We start from the raw sequence: 14,745 nt of genomic DNA on the forward strand, positions 1-14,745 counted from the left end.
CTCCGGCCCTATTGCAACTGCGGCTTTTTCAGAAACTGATTGCGGTCGGCGGATCTGATGCGCAGCCACGCCTCCCGGCCATCACGCAGCACACGCATCGGGATTTCCGCGCCCGCCGGACCGCTGCTCCAAACCTTGCGATAGAAATCGGCAAGCCCATCGACTTCGCCATCGCGGATTTCGGAAATGATGTCACCTCGCCGCAGGCCGGCAGTATCCGCCGGGCTGCCCTCAGCGACGCTCATCACGATGACATCGCCGTTGCTTTCCGCCGAGAAGGCTCCCAGCCATGGCCGCGGCGGCTTGTTGACCCGCCCGCGCGTCATCAGGTCATCCAGAATTGGTGGAAGCAGGTTGATCGGCACGATCATGTTGATGTCGGCGACCTCGCCGTTCTGGCTCATCTGCAAACGCAGCGAACCGATCCCAAGCAGCTTGCCCTCGGCATCAATCAGGGCGGCGCCGCCCCAGGACGGGTGCGCGGGCGTGGTGAAGATTGCCTCATCCAGAAGATATTCCCAGTAGCCGGCAAATTCCTGCTTTGCGACGATCCTGGCCTCCACGAATTGGCCGATGCCATCCGCCAATACGACGGGATCACCGAGGCCGGCTCCGGTACCGTTGCCGAATTCCAGGGCCGGCAGGCCGAGGTCGCCGAGAGCCTGCAGCAGGCCGAACCCGGTCTCCTGATCGTAGGCGAGCGGATGCGCTGCGATCACCCGCCCGTCAAGCGTCGTCAGCCAGACTTCCTCGGCTTCGGTGATCAGATAGCCAATGGTGAGGACCAGGCCGGATGAGTTGATGACGACGCCACTGCCTTCGCGGCGTGTGCCAAGTGTGCCGGCTGTGAAGGCGTCTTCGGGAATTGATGAGCGAACGGCCACGACTGACCGCAGGATTTCGTCGATATTCATGGTCTCATCCTCGCAAGGCGCGGCGCGTGTGTCGCAGAACGACTGTGCCTGGCAGATGTGCAGCGGGTCTACTTTATATAGCTATGAAGCTGGGGCGATGGCTGCAAGTGCCCACAGGGCCGAATTTCAGCGTGCGCGTCGGTCATTGCTGTGGCGCGATGTCACCGCGACGGCAGCTGTCCGACAATTTCCTCGGCGCGGTTCTTGTGCCGATCCGCCTCTGCCTGCCAGCGAACGGCTTCCTTGGCCTCGGTGCGAGCGCGCTTGCGATATTTGCCCTGGTTGAACCAGGTGGCGGCCGAACCGACGACCATGCCGATGATCAGCGCGATGAAGATGAATACGAAGAATGGCGCCGACAGAGAGAGCGCCCGGTCTTCCGGCAGGAATGGGTTGAAGGCCAGCGTCACGACCTGCCTGTTGGCGACGCAGAAGATGATCAGGATGATTCCGACTGGCAGAAAAATCAATAGGTTGGTGATCTTGTTCGCCATGCTCTGCCTCCGTATTTCAACGCCCGCCGTCTTTGGCGTAGCGCTTTGATCTGGTCAGCAGGATAGTGGGCCGAGAGCCAAGTTCAAGTGCGGGCTTGCCGCAGGCAGTCGTGATCGCGAGGATCAATCCTCTTCGTCGGCCTGTCCCGGGTTGAGACGCTCGCGCAGCTCCTTGCCGGTCTTGAAGAAGGGAACCCACTTTTCCTCGACGAAAACGGTATCGCCGGTGCGTGGATTGCGGCCGGAGCGGGACGGGCGGTTCTTGACCGAGAAGGCACCGAAACCGCGCAGCTCGACGCGGTTGCCCGCCGCGAGCGCGTCGGTGATCTCGTCGAGCACCGCGTTGACGATATTTTCGACATCGCGATGGTAAAGATGCGGGTTGCGGGCTGCAACTATCTGCACCAGTTCGGACTTGATCACTTTTGCCCCCTTAAATTATTGATTTCTTATTGGTCATTGCCAACCTGCCAAACTGAAAGGAGCCCGTCAAGGAGCAACTTTTGGGGCAGAATTCCACCAAGGTCCCGCGCCTTGGCAAGATTGTCGTAGCCGAGCAGTGTCAGGATTTGAGACGCACTGTCTGCGAGCAGGAAGGGTGTGCTGCTCCGCTTGTCCCAATCGACCTCCGGTAGGCTCTTGCTGACCTTGCGCGTCTCCAGGTAGGCGCGGATCTCGTCATCCCCACCGATCTGATCGATCAGCTTGGCCTTCAAGGCCTGACGCCCAGTAAAAATGGTGCCGTCCGCCAGCTTCTGCACCTCGTCACGCGGCAGCTTGCGCCGGTCGGCGACGAGATCGACGAACCAGCCATAACTGTCGACAATCATATTGTTGATCATGGCCTTGGCCTCTTCGCTCGCCGGATGGAACGGCGAGGGTTCGGCCTTCAGCGGCGAGGATTTGATTTCTTCCAGCGACACGCCGATCTTGTCGAGCAGCGGCTTGACCTGCGGATATTGGAAGATCACGCCGATCGATCCGGTGATCGAACTGTCGCCGGCAATGATCATGTCGCCGGCAGTCGCGATCATATAGCCGGCCGAAGCGGCCAGGGTGCGCACGTCGGAGACCACCGGCTTTTTGGCGGCGATGGCGCGGATAGCCTTGAAGACCCTTTCGCCGCCATAGGTCGTGCCGCCGGGGGAGGAAATCGAGACGACGACGGCCTTCACGGCATCGCTCTTTTCGATTTTCTTTAGTCGCTCCAGCAACTCGTCATCATCGGTGATCAGTCCGGAAATGGTCACGTGAGCGACGTGCGGCCGGCTGCGCGGGACGTCGCCGATGAAGGCGCTGTATGCAGCAAAGCTCAGTGCCACGAGCAGCAACACCGCGACGATGCGCCAGAAGCCGATCTTGCGGCGAAGCCTGCGGCGATCGGCGATCATCGAACTGTCCATTCATTCCTCCAGGGGGTGGCGAGCACGCACGACCCCTAACCTTAGGGCTATTGCGCCGTTCGGACACGTTGATTTTACACGTTCCGGCGCCTTTGTTGCTTGTTGCAGAAAAAAATCCATATTGGCAAGTCAGTGTAATAATGCGAAACGAACTGTGATCGGGCGCGGCAACGCCTATATAAGCTGCCCAATCACTGACATGGACCAGGTTATGCTCAATACATTGAACACCAGCGGAAAGGCCGACTACGTGCCGCCGAAGCGAGGCGCCTATGTCGATGCGCGCTTCCATTCCGCACGTGTACGCCGCCTGAAGGTCATCCTGCCGGTGGCGGCCGTCGTGGTGTCGCTGATCTTTATTGGTGTGTCTGTTATCCGCACCTATCTGCCGGAAAATATCAAGATCGAGGGCGCCAAGATCGAGAACGGCAAGGTCGTAATGGAAAAGCCGGCCATCTCGGGCCGCAATTCGGACGGGATCAACTATTCGATGCTGGCCGAACGGGCGCTCCAGGATATCAAGAATCCGAACCTGATGACACTTGAGAAGATCAAGGCTGCGGTGCCGATGAAAGACGACCTGATCGCTCGCGTCGAAGCGACGTCCGCGGACTACGATCGCGCGACCGACAATCTCGATGTTCGATCCCCCTTTGCCATTCTGTTGAGCAACGGCCTTACGGCCAAGTTCCAGACCGCCAAGGTGGATATCAAAGGTGGGAAACTCACGAGCGAGGATCCTGTAAGTATTCAGAAAGATGGCGCCTCTATTGTTGCGCAGTCGATCAAGATGACGGATAAGGGGCAGACGATCACATTCGAGGGGAATGTACGCATGAATGTCGATCCGTCCGCTATTCACAAACAGGGCACTTAACAGCCGGGTCACCATGACAAACGATTGTCGCATTTCTACCCGCAAGGCGGGAGCAGTATTTTTCAATGGCGCGGTCGCGCTGCTGCTGTTGGCCGGAGGCGCCCTGGCGCAGGCAACGACCAGCCAAATGGACGGCCTGAAGCTGAACAGGGACGAGCCGATTCAGATCGAGAGCGACAAGCTGGAGATCCACGATCAGGAGCACACGGCCGATTTCACGGGCAATGTGAAGGTCGTACAAGGCAAGACAACGCTGCAGGCCGGCCACATGACGGTCTATTACAAGCCGAAGGCCGATCCCAACGCGGCGCCGGCCGCTGGCGCCAAGAAGGCTGCGCCCGCCCAGAACACTTCGGCGTCGATTTCATCGGGAAACACGGATATCGATCACATCGTCGTCACGGATAAGGTGTACCTGACCTCCGGCACGCAGACAGCGACTGCCGACAACGGTTCGTTCGATATGGCCAAGCAGCTGTTCATCCTCAAGGGCGACAAGGTTGTCTTGACCGATGGACCGAACGTCTTTACGGGCTGCCAGTTGACGGTCCACATGGAAACAGGTCAGGCACAGTTGGACAGCTGCGGGGGGCGCGTCCAGATTCAGCTTGATCCGAAGTCACAGAAACAGAACTGACCCCGGCCTTACCACGTGAAGTTATTCTCGCTATCGACCATGTTCGGCAGGTCCGGGCAGCAAGCTGCTGAGACCCCCGCCGGTGACAAGAGCCGCTACCAGGGCACGCTGATCGCGCGCGGTCTTACCAAGACCTACAGCACGCGGCGCGTCGTGAACGGCGTGTCGCTGGTCGTTCGACGCGGCGAAGCCGTCGGGCTGCTCGGCCCGAACGGCGCCGGCAAGACCACCTGCTTCTACATGATCACCGGGCTCGTGCCCGTTGACGAGGGTACGATCGAGATCGACGGCAACGACGTCACGACGATGCCGATGTACCGCCGCTCGAGGCTAGGCGTCGGCTACCTGCCGCAGGAAGCGTCGATCTTCCGTGGGTTGACCGTCGAAGAGAATATTCGCGCGGTGCTGGAAGTGCACATCAACGACAAGGCTGCACGCGAGAAGAAACTCGACGAACTGCTCGACGAATTTCACATTCGCAAGCTGCGCAAGAGCGCCGCGGTGTCGCTTTCCGGTGGCGAGCGGCGGCGCCTCGAAATTGCCCGTGCGCTGGCAACCGATCCGACCTTCATGCTGTTGGACGAGCCGTTCGCCGGCGTCGATCCGATTTCCGTCGCCGACATCCAGCACCTCGTGCATCATCTGACAGGGCGCGGTATCGGCGTGCTGATCACCGACCACAATGTACGCGAGACGCTCGGCCTGATCGACCGCGCCTACATCATCCATGCAGGCGAAGTGCTGACGCATGGTCGTGCCAACGACATCGTCAACAATCCGGAAGTGCGCCGCCTGTACCTCGGCGACAATTTCAGCCTCTGACGCGTGCAGGCCAGCCCGGAAATTCACCCTCCGTGACGGTTCCGCTTGACCAAATAGAATAAAAAAGCAATTTTTGGGCCAACTTGGATATCCGTGGCCTGAGCCCGTGGCAGGACGCGGTTTCCCGGAGGAGACGAACGGGAGTTTCGCGTCCGCTATGGCACTGTCGGCCAACCTTTTTCTGCGCCAGAACCAGTCGCTGGTGATGACACCGCAGCTGATGCAGTCCATCCAGTTGCTGCAGATGACGCATTTTGAGTTGACCCAGTTCATTGCCCAGGAAGTTGAGAAAAATCCGCTGCTCGAGATTCCGTCGACTGAGGCAGACGCAGCTCCCGAGCGCGGCGGCGCGGAAGACGAGACTTACGCATCGCAGCCGGACGAGCCCTCTGAGGACGGCTACGATAGCCGGACCGAGGTTTTGTCGGGCGACTGGTACGAGAGCGGCAACGCCGGGGGCGCAAACCGTCTCAGCGATGAACTCGACGCCAACTACGCCAATGTCTTTCCCGATGACGGCGCCCCGCAGCGCGCCGATGCGCCGGAGCTGATCAGCCAGTGGAAATCGATGCCCGGCGGTGGCGATGGGGCAGACAGTTACGATCTCGATGATTTCGTTGCCGGCCAGACCTCGCTGCGCGATCACCTTGCCCAGCAGTTGCCCTTTGTCTTGCCCGACATCGCCGACCGGATGATTGCCCAGCATCTCGTCGACCAACTCGACGAGGCTGGTTATCTTCACGGTGATGCGACCGAGGCGGCCGATCGCCTGGGCGCCGACCCCGACGATGTCGAGCGGGTGATCGCAGCCCTGCAGACCCTCGATCCGCCCGGTGTTTTCGCCCGCAATCTGTCGGAGTGCCTGGCGATCCAGCTTCGCCAGAAGGATCGCTTTGATCCTGCCATGCAAGCGTTGGTCGGCAATCTCGAGCTTCTGGCGCGGCGTGACTTCGCGACACTGAAACGGCTTTGCGGCGTCGATGAGGAAGATCTGCTCGACATGCTGAGCGAGATCCGCCAGCTCAACCCGAAGCCCGGCGCCGGCTTCGAAGCAGGGATGTCCGAGGCGATCATGCCCGATGTTGTCGTGCGCGCAAGCGCCGATGGCGGCTGGCTGATCGAGCTCAATCCGGACACGCTGCCGCGTGTTCTGGTCAATCAGGCGTATTTTTCAAAAGTTACGAAAAGTGGCGATGACTACGCCTTTCTGTCGGAATGTCTGCAGACTGCCAACTGGTTGACCCGGAGCCTCGATCAGCGCGCCAAGACGATCATGAAGGTGGCAAGCGAGATCGTTCGGCAGCAGGATGCCTTCCTGATGCATGGCGTCGATCACCTGCGACCGCTCAACCTTAAGACGGTGGCGGATGCCATCAAGATGCATGAATCCACAGTCAGCCGCGTGACGTCAAACAAGTACATGCTGACACCACGCGGCCTCTTCGAGCTCAAGTATTTCTTCAGCGTTTCGATCAGTGCCGTCGAAGGCGGCGACAGCCATTCGGCCGAGGCCGTACGCCACAAGATCCGGACGCTTATCATGCAGGAAACCCCGGAGGCCGTGCTTTCGGATGACGATATAGCGGATATCCTCAAGAAGGGCGGCGTCGATCTCGCTCGTCGCACAGTGGCAAAATACCGTGAAGCAATGAGCATTGCTTCCTCCGTCCAGCGCAGGCGGGAAAAGAAGGCCCTGGCCAAGGTCGCGGGCTTTTGACAGCAATTTCGCAGCCATCAGCGCGTGTATTTCAAAGCACTAATAAAAGTCTGTTGACATTTTGGTAACTTCTGGCTAGAAGCCCGCCGCAATTGGCGCTGTAGACGGCGCTAGGAAGTTATCCCCATCATCCTCAGGGCGCCTGAAGCCGGGAACTTCGGCCGATCTTGCTTGGGATCGTGCGAAGTGCTTGGATGAGGGGGAGCCTTGGCGTAAACTGGTACTCGCAAACTACCATAAGAAGGGAAACTCCATGAGTGTGCGTGTATCCGGTAAACATATGGAAATTGGTGACTCGTTCCGTCAGCGGATCGAGGACCAAATCGGTGTAGCCGTCACGAAATACTTCGACGGAGGGTATTCCGGTCAAGTGATCGTACATAAGGCCAACGCCCGGTTTTCCGCCGACTGCAAGCTTCATCTCGATAGCGGAGTTGTATTGCATGCCGCCGGAGAGGCGATGGATCCGCAGTTGGCGTTCGATGCCGCTTCCGAGCGGATCGAAAAGCGTCTTCGCCGCTACAAGCGCAAGCTGAAGGATCACTACTCTGGAAATCACCAGAATGGTTCAGCGGAAGTTGCCTATACCGTCATGGATGGCATGTCGGACAACGAAGACGAGATCCCGGATGATTTCGCGCCGGCGATCGTCGCCGAAAGCACCAAGCAACTGAAAACAATGTCGGTCGCGACCGCCGTGATGGCGCTCGACATGACGGATGAGCCGCTGCTGCTGTTTCGCAGCCCCGGCAAGGAACAATTGAACATCGTTTATCGTCGGCATGACGGTAACATTGGCTGGATCGATGCAGCCAGCATCAAAAGCTGAGGTCAAGGCGAAGGGCGGCAGTTAGGCTGCCGCCCTCCCTTTCTCGGCGCAGAAGGAAAATAAAATGGCATTGGCAGATTTGCTGCAGCAAAATGCGATAATTCCCGCCCTCAGGGTAAATTCCAAGAAACAGCTCCTCCAGGAATTGGCTGCAAAGGCGTCGAAAGTCACAGGACTTTCGGAGCGGGAAGTTTTCGATGTTGTCCTGCAGCGCGAGCGCCTTGGCTCGACCGGCGTCGGCAACGGCATCGCCATACCGCACGGCAAGCTGGCAAGTGTCCACTCCATCGTCGGCATATTCGCGCGTCTTGATCAGCCGGTCGATTTCGAAGCACTGGACGATCAGCCCGTTGACCTTGTGTTTCTGCTTCTCGCGCCAGAAGGCGCTGGCGCGGATCACCTCAAGGCTTTGTCTCGCATCGCTCGCGTGCTGCGTGACCACGACCTTGTTGCCAAGCTGCGCGCGACCGACTCCGCGTCGGCGATCTATGCGTTCCTCAATGAGGAGCAGACCTCGAACGCGGCCTGAGCATTCGACATTCCATGGAAAAGGCGCCTGATTGCTCAGGCGCCTTTCTTGTTTTGAGCTGCTGGGCTCGGCCTAGAATTCTTCCCAATTGTCCTGGGCAAGTGCTGCCGAGCCGTGTGTCTGTGGGGCGGCACGGCGTGGTGCCGGAGCTGCGGCCTGACGATAAGTAGGGCTGGCGGTCGGCGCACGCATCTGCTGAGCCGTCGAGCGCAGCGCCGAAGCATGGCTCATGCCGGATACGCGGAAACGTGTCACGAGTTGCCTCAGCGTCTGGGCCTCGTCGTTGAGCGTGACGCTGGCTGCCGTCGTCTCCTCGACCATGGCGGCGTTCTGCTGAGTAACCTGGTCCATCTGGTTCATGGCCTGGTTGATCTCCTTCAGGCCGATCGCCTGTTCGCTGGCCGATGCCGAGATCTGGCGGATGAGGCCATTGATGCCCATGACCTGCTCGGAGATCTTGTGCAGCGTATCGCCGGCGCGGCCGACTAGATCAACGCCTTCCTTGACCTGCACAGCCGAGGTGTTGATGAGCGTCTTGATCTCCTTGGCAGCATTTGCCGAACGCTGAGCCAGCTCGCGAACTTCCTGCGCGACGACGGCGAAGCCCTTGCCGGCTTCCCCAGCGCGGGCGGCTTCGACGCCGGCGTTCAGTGCCAGCAGGTTGGTCTGGAAGGCGATCTCGTCGATGACGCTGATGATGCGCGAGACCTCGGTCGAGGACTGTTCGATGCCCTGCATCGAAGCGATCGCCTTGCGCACGACTTCACCTGACTTTTCGGCATCCTCGCAGGCGAGGTTGACGTTATCAGCTGCGGTGCGAGCATTCTCGGCGCTCGAGTTGACCTGGGCGGTAAGCTCATTCAGTGCCGCCGCTGTCTCTTCGAGGCTCGCTGCCTGCTGTTCGGTGCGCTTGGCGAGGTCAGAGGCGCTGCCACTGATTTCGCTCGTGCCGGAGCCGATGTTCACGACGCTGAGGTTCATCGTCTTGATGGTCTCCTCGAGGCTTTCGAGCGCCGCGTTGAAATCCTGCTTCAGCTTGGCATATTCGCCCGGGAACTCCTCGGTGATGCGGTGACCGAGATTGCCCTGAGACAATTCGGACAGGCCGGAACCGACGATCGAGACGATGTGACGCTGTAGCGTGACGGACTGCTGCCGCTCGGACTCCGAACGGCCGCGTTCGGCCTCGGCTGCGTCCCTCTGGTTATTGGCTTCGGCTTCGAGACGCTGCGTGTCGGCAAGCGCAAAGCGGAAGCCTTCCAGTGCCTTCGCGACCGAACCGATCTCGTCGGCCCGCTCCTGACCGGCAACCGGCTGCTCGTACTTGCCGTCGCTAAGTGCTTTGACGCTGGCGACGAGGCCGCCGATCGGTCGCTGGACGAGGGAACGGACGGCGAGGTAGAGGGCAATCATGACCGCGGCGAGCACGAGAATGCCGGCGACCACCATCATCACGGTCTGATCTTGAACAGGCGCGTTGATGGCGGTGTGCGGGACGTCGACGAGGACGACCCAAGTCGTGTTCACGTCGGGTAGGGCGAAGGGGTAAACGACGCGATCGAAGGGTTCATAGCCGTCATAGGCGAGGTTCTTGACGACGGCGGGCTGTAGTGTCGAAAGCGCGCTCTTTACAGCGTCGGCGCCTTCGCCGTCGTAGTCCTTCATGGCGAGTTCGGGGATCGGCGAGACAATCCATTTGCCGGTCTGCGAGAGCAGCGTGACGCGGCCGGAACCGAAGGGATGCAGCGTCGAGAGCTTGTCGCGGAGCGACTTCAGGGAGATATCGACGCCGCTGACACCGATCAGCTTACCACCGGACATGACCGGATAGGCAATCGAGGTCATCGCCGTGTTTTCACCGGTGGTCGTTTCCGCGTAAGGCGGCGACAGTGCGCCCTTCTTGCTCTCCGCAGCGAGCGCGTACCAGGCAGCCTTGTAGTCGGAATCAAAGGTCGAGAAGGTGAAGCCACCATCCTTGCTCTTCGTCCAGTAGGGGTTGAACGTGCCATCCTTGCCGGCGCCGAATTCGACCTTGCCTGCCATGGTGGGCGACTGGCCGTCAAAGGCGTTCGGCTCTTCGGCGAACCAGCTTCCGAAGGCGAACTGGTTGCGTTCGACGTTTGCCTTCAACATGTCGAGAACGGCCTTGCGGTCGAGATATTTGCCTTCCTGACCACGGCCGATCGTGCCGGCCATCGAGCGGGCGGCGCCCGCCAGCTCGCCAACGGAGGAAGCAACCTCGTTGGCGATCGACTTCGCTTCGAGATTGGCTTGATCCATGGTCAGCGTCTGGACGCGATTGCGCGTCTCGTCGATGAGGAAGAAATTGGAAACGAGGAGGACGAATGCGATGGCAATGCCGGTAATGAGGATAAGCTTGGCTGCAAGCGATTTCATGCGAAAGATGAACATGGAGTCCTCGGGGAGCAAGGATGTGCCGGACGGGGCATTCATCGGCACAGGGGACGGAGGCGTCGCCCCCTCATGGAGCAGCCGTTACAGAAACCGGCCCCTAGGGAGGTCCGGTGATGGCTGGAACATCACCGAAAACCTCTTAAATTTGAATGAAATCCTGTAAAAATCGACGGGACCTGCAGCGAACGGTTCAATGTGTCGCGGGTGAGGCTGTCCTATAGCGCGTTTGCGACTTCCGAGCTCGATGGGATCGATGGCTGGGCCCCCTGCTTGAGGCAAGCGAGCGAGCCAGCCACGGCGGCGCGTCGCAAGGATGCTTCGAAATCCAGTCCCTCATCGAGGCTCGCGGCGAAGTAGCCACAGAAAGTGTCGCCGGCGCCGACCGTATCGACAGGCTCGATCTTCAGTCCCTTGGCGCGAGATACGACACCGTCGCGAATGGCAATGACGCCGTCGGCGCCAAGCGTCACGATCAGGGTCTGCCCGGTCTCCGCATTGAGGCGCTTCAATGCGGCCTCGCGGTCGTCTGCGCCCATGTTCTCCTGGCCGGCAAGGCGCTCGAATTCCGTCTCGTTCGCAATCACGATGTCGGCGAGGCGGCCGAGGCGGGCGGCGTCTTCGATCAGCGGCGCAAGGTTGAGCACGGTCGTCACGCCCTTGGCGCGGGCGTTGGCCAGTGCCTGTTCGACGGCCGGAACCGGAACTTCGAGCTGCAGCATCAGGATGTCGCCCCTGCTCATGGCACGGACCGCCGCGTCGGCATCGGCTGGCGTTATCGTGCCGTTTGCCCCTGGCACGACGGCAATCATGTTCTCGCCGTTACCGCCGACGAGGATCAACGCGGTGCCAGTCGGCTCGTCGACCTGCTTGACCGCCTGAAGCTCGGTGCCGGCTTCCTTCAACAGCGCGAGCGCCGGCTCGGCAAAGCCGTCTCGCCCGACTGCGCCTGCCATATGAACGGTTCGTCCTGCCCGTCGCGCAGCAAGCGCCTGGTTGGCGCCCTTGCCGCCAGCAGCCGTCGAGAAGCCGTTGCCGGCGACGGTCTCGCCGGGCTTCGGCAACCGCGCGGTGGTGGCGATGAGGTCCATGTTTATGGAGCCGAAAACTGTGATCATGAGTGTCCCGTCCCGTGTTTTTCTTGGGCGCGACACTGCCCGAAGGGCTTACTCGTCGTCAACCACCCTGAGCTTCAGAAGCCCGCTGCGGCTATCGACGGATTTAGGCGAGGAGTCGTTGTCGCGCGCCGCGGCCTTGCCATTGTCGCCGCCCTCGAACTCCAGGGCCTCGATCTTTGCGCCGCGCTTGGTGAGCTTATCGGTGGAGGTGAGGATCTGGTCGACATCCCTCTGAGCCATGGAAAAATGGCTCTGCAGCTTGCGGACGCGCTCGTCGAGCCGGCCGAGGTCATCCATCAGGTTCGCCACCTCGCCCTGGATGACATGCGCTTGGGCCCGCATGCGCTGATCCTTCAGCACCGCCTGGATGACCTGGATGGAGAGCATCAGCAGTGACGGCGACACGATGACAATGCGCGATCGGTGCGCCTTCTGGACGATCGCTTCGAAATTCTCGTGGATCTCGGCAAAGATCGATTCCGACGGCACGAACATGAAGGCCGTGTCCTGCGTCTCCGCCTGGATCAGATATTTTTCCGAGATATCGCGGATATGCGTCTCCATGTCGCGGCGAAACTGCTGCGAGGCGACCTTGGCTCCGTCAGGTCCGCCGGCATCGCGTATCGCGTTCCAGGCCTCAAGCGGAAACTTGGCATCGATCACCAGCGGCGGCGCGCCGTTCGGCATGCGGATCGTGCAATCCGGGCGCGACCCGTTCGACAGCGTCTGCTGGAAGGCATAGGCGCCCATCGGCAAGCCATCCGCGACAATCGTCTCCATGCGCGATTGGCCGAAGGCTCCGCGCGTCTGCTTGTTGGAGAGGATTGCCTGCAGGCCGACGACGTCCTTTGCCAGCGTCTGGATGTTGTTCTGAGCGGCGTCGATGACGGCGAGACGTTCCTGCAACCGCTGCAGGTTTTCGTGTGTCGACTTGGTCTGTTCGCTGATCGTCGTGCTGACGCGCTGCGACATTCCGTCCAGGCGCTGGTTGATCGCCTGGTTCAATTCGGACTGTCTCGAGCCGAACACTTCCGCCATCGTCGACATGCGCCCGTGCATCTCGGACTGGATCTTCAGAAGTTCCGCCATGCGGGCATCCGCCTCTGCCGCGCGCAGGCTCGCAACCTCTGCCTGCTCGCGTCGCACCTGCCCACTGCGGACAAGGAGGACGACCAGGAGCAAGATCATTGCGGCAATTCCGCCGCCGGCGAGCGCCAGCATTGCGGGGCTAATATGCGACAGGGCGAGGAGGAGCGACTCAGAGCTGGTGTTCATGGCGCAACCATAGCAAATCAGGATGAGATGACTAGATCAAAACGTGAACAACCCACAGCCACTTCGAAACGTTCGCAATGACGGAAGAAACGGGTGCTGACAAATGACAAGCTCATTTAACCATTACTCAACCATATTGCGCAAAAGCTCTGCTCAATTTTTCCCTTCCGTATCAATCACAAAGCAGAGACATCATGACCAGGCAGCAGTCCGACAGCGCGCTCAAGCAACGCCTCGATTTCATTGAGCTGGATGATGCAGCGCGCACGGCCTTGCGGGAGATGCGCCCGACGATCTCCGAGCTGCTCGGTGGCGCACTGGACAAGTTCTATGCGAAACTCGCGAAGACCTCTGATGTCGCAAGCTTCTTCGCCGACAAGGCGCATATGGGCCATGCCAAAAAGCGCCAGGAAGACCACTGGGCGAACCTAGCGGGCGGCAACTTCGACGAGTCCTATGTGAAGGGGGTGGTTGCGGTCGGCAAGACGCACGCCCGCATCGGGCTCGAGCCACGCTGGTACATCGGCGGCTATGCCTTGCTGATGAGCGAACTCGTGAAGGGCCTCATGGCCAAGCAGTGGCCTTCCATGTTTGGCAGGCAGCAGGGCAAGGTCCTGGCCGAGAAGCTGGCAGCTGTCATCAAGGCCGCGATGCTCGATATGGATTACTCGATCTCGGTCTACCTGGAAACTCTCGAAGAAAAGCGCCGGACGCTGGAAGCGGAACGTGCAAAGGCCGAACAGGATCAGGCGATCGCACTCGATCATCTTCGCCGCGGGCTTGAGGCACTCTCGAACGGCGATCTCGAGGCGACACTGCCACCCGATCTTCCGGGCAACTTCAAGGCCATGGCTGACGACTACAACCGTGCTGTCGCCGCACTTCGCACCTCCTTCGCCTCCGTGCGGGCAACGTCGGGTGAGATTCTCAGGGGTACGGACGTGATTGCCAAGGCGTCCGATGATCTTGCTCTGCGTACCGCGCAGCAGGCTGCCGGCGTCGAAGAAAGTTCGGCGGCGCTGCAGCAGCTCTCGGTCAGCGTCGGCCAGACGGCGGCAAATGCCGAAAAGGCATCTGGCGCCGTTCGCGAAACGCAGCAGAAGGCGAAGAACTCCGGCGAGCTTGTGACCAGCGCCGTTTCCGCCATGGCCGGCATCGAAAAGTCTTCCACGGAGATCTCCAAGATCATCGGCGTGATCGACGAGATTGCCTTTCAGACAAATCTTTTGGCACTGAACGCCGGCGTCGAAGCGGCGCGTGCCGGCGATGCGGGCAAGGGTTTTGCGGTCGTCGCGCAGGAAGTCCGCCAGCTTGCACAACGCACGGCTGATGCCGCCAAGGAAATCAAGAACCTGATTTCGGAGAGCTCGATCCAGGTGAACGAGGGCGTCGACATCGTCAGCAGCACCGGCGAGGCGCTCAACGACATGATCAACCGCATCGACATCATCAACCGCTTCGTTGCCGATATCGCCGCCGCCGCGCGCGATCAGGCAACCGGCGTCAATGAGGTCAGCATCGCCATCCGCAACATGGATACGATTACCCAGCAAAACTCGGGCATGGTCGAGAACACTTCTGCCGAAACCCGGCATCTGCGCGGCGAGGTCGACAATCTTGTGGCGCTGCTGCAGCGGTTCCGTACCGGCGTCGAGCATCGCTCGATGGTCGCGCCACGCCGCGCCGCTTAAAGGAATGCGGCGAAAATCCGGGCTGGG

General features: G+C 60.4%; 14 protein-coding genes. 7 read left to right on the top strand and 7 right to left on the bottom strand.

What is annotated here, in order from left to right:
* Nucleotides 1–8: 8 nt before the first annotated feature.
* The 4 genes from RGCCGE502_RS02155 to sppA form a co-directional block, all read right to left on the bottom strand.
* Entirely contained in the window at nucleotides 9–914 is a 906-nt protein-coding gene (locus RGCCGE502_RS02155; RefSeq protein ID WP_016552523.1) for a S1C family serine protease, read from the bottom strand.
* Nucleotides 915–1,075: 161 nt separating this feature from the next.
* A complete protein-coding gene (locus RGCCGE502_RS02160; protein ID WP_016552524.1) occupies nucleotides 1,076–1,408 on the bottom strand; it encodes a LapA family protein in 333 nt (110 codons plus the stop codon).
* A 123-nt stretch (nucleotides 1,409–1,531) separates the two neighbouring features.
* Nucleotides 1,532–1,831: an integration host factor subunit beta gene (locus tag RGCCGE502_RS02165; RefSeq protein ID WP_003544934.1), complete on the bottom strand. Its 300-nt coding sequence runs from the start codon at nucleotides 1,829–1,831 to the stop codon at nucleotides 1,532–1,534.
* Nucleotides 1,832–1,857: 26 nt separating this feature from the next.
* Nucleotides 1,858–2,811, bottom strand: a complete 954-nt coding sequence (gene sppA, locus RGCCGE502_RS02170) for a signal peptide peptidase SppA (RefSeq protein ID WP_016552525.1) — start codon at nucleotides 2,809–2,811, stop codon at nucleotides 1,858–1,860.
* 211 nt (nucleotides 2,812–3,022) lie between these two features.
* Between sppA and lptC the strand changes: the two genes are divergently transcribed.
* The 6 genes from lptC (at nucleotide 3,023) to ptsN (ending at nucleotide 8,222) form a co-directional block, all read left to right on the top strand.
* Nucleotides 3,023–3,688: an LPS export ABC transporter periplasmic protein LptC gene (gene lptC, locus RGCCGE502_RS02175; RefSeq protein ID WP_016552526.1), complete on the top strand. Its 666-nt coding sequence runs from the start codon at nucleotides 3,023–3,025 to the stop codon at nucleotides 3,686–3,688.
* Between the two features lie 13 nt (nucleotides 3,689–3,701).
* Nucleotides 3,702–4,325 (top strand): LptA/OstA family protein, encoded by a 624-nt coding sequence (locus tag RGCCGE502_RS02180; RefSeq protein WP_016552527.1) that lies wholly within the window; start codon nucleotides 3,702–3,704, stop codon nucleotides 4,323–4,325.
* A gap of 39 nt (nucleotides 4,326–4,364) precedes the next feature.
* The gene (gene lptB / locus RGCCGE502_RS02185) at nucleotides 4,365–5,147 is read left to right on the top strand and encodes an LPS export ABC transporter ATP-binding protein (RefSeq protein WP_016552528.1); all 783 of its coding nucleotides are present in this window, start codon (nucleotides 4,365–4,367) and stop codon (nucleotides 5,145–5,147) included.
* A gap of 157 nt (nucleotides 5,148–5,304) precedes the next feature.
* The gene (gene rpoN / locus RGCCGE502_RS02190) at nucleotides 5,305–6,864 is read left to right on the top strand and encodes an RNA polymerase factor sigma-54 (protein ID WP_016552529.1); all 1,560 of its coding nucleotides are present in this window, start codon (nucleotides 5,305–5,307) and stop codon (nucleotides 6,862–6,864) included.
* A gap of 253 nt (nucleotides 6,865–7,117) precedes the next feature.
* Nucleotides 7,118–7,693, top strand: coding sequence for a ribosome hibernation-promoting factor, HPF/YfiA family (hpf, locus tag RGCCGE502_RS02195; protein ID WP_016552530.1), 576 nt, complete (start codon nucleotides 7,118–7,120; stop codon nucleotides 7,691–7,693).
* Nucleotides 7,694–7,757: 64 nt separating this feature from the next.
* Nucleotides 7,758–8,222, top strand: a complete 465-nt coding sequence (gene ptsN / locus RGCCGE502_RS02200) for a PTS IIA-like nitrogen regulatory protein PtsN (protein ID WP_016552531.1) — start codon at nucleotides 7,758–7,760, stop codon at nucleotides 8,220–8,222.
* Nucleotides 8,223–8,294: 72 nt separating this feature from the next.
* On the opposite strand, the gene RGCCGE502_RS02205 is transcribed toward ptsN, so the two are convergent.
* The 3 genes from RGCCGE502_RS02205 to RGCCGE502_RS02215 all read right to left on the bottom strand — a co-directional run bounded on the left by RGCCGE502_RS02205 (nucleotide 8,295) and on the right by RGCCGE502_RS02215 (nucleotide 13,027).
* The gene (locus tag RGCCGE502_RS02205; protein ID WP_016552532.1) at nucleotides 8,295–10,634 is read right to left on the bottom strand and encodes a methyl-accepting chemotaxis protein; all 2,340 of its coding nucleotides are present in this window, start codon (nucleotides 10,632–10,634) and stop codon (nucleotides 8,295–8,297) included.
* A 218-nt stretch (nucleotides 10,635–10,852) separates the two neighbouring features.
* The gene (locus RGCCGE502_RS02210; protein ID WP_016552533.1) at nucleotides 10,853–11,752 is read right to left on the bottom strand and encodes a ribokinase; all 900 of its coding nucleotides are present in this window, start codon (nucleotides 11,750–11,752) and stop codon (nucleotides 10,853–10,855) included.
* Nucleotides 11,753–11,800: 48 nt separating this feature from the next.
* A complete protein-coding gene (locus RGCCGE502_RS02215) occupies nucleotides 11,801–13,027 on the bottom strand; it encodes a DNA recombination protein RmuC (protein ID WP_040673874.1) in 1,227 nt (408 codons plus the stop codon).
* A 194-nt stretch (nucleotides 13,028–13,221) separates the two neighbouring features.
* Between RGCCGE502_RS02215 and RGCCGE502_RS02220 the strand changes: the two genes are divergently transcribed.
* Complete coding sequence (locus RGCCGE502_RS02220) at nucleotides 13,222–14,718, top strand: globin-coupled sensor protein (protein ID WP_016552535.1); 1,497 nt, start codon at nucleotides 13,222–13,224, stop codon at nucleotides 14,716–14,718.
* Nucleotides 14,719–14,745: the final 27 nt, after the last annotated feature.

The sequence above is a fragment of the Rhizobium grahamii CCGE 502 genome (assembly GCF_000298315.2).
Taxonomy (GTDB): domain Bacteria; phylum Pseudomonadota; class Alphaproteobacteria; order Rhizobiales; family Rhizobiaceae; genus Rhizobium; species Rhizobium grahamii.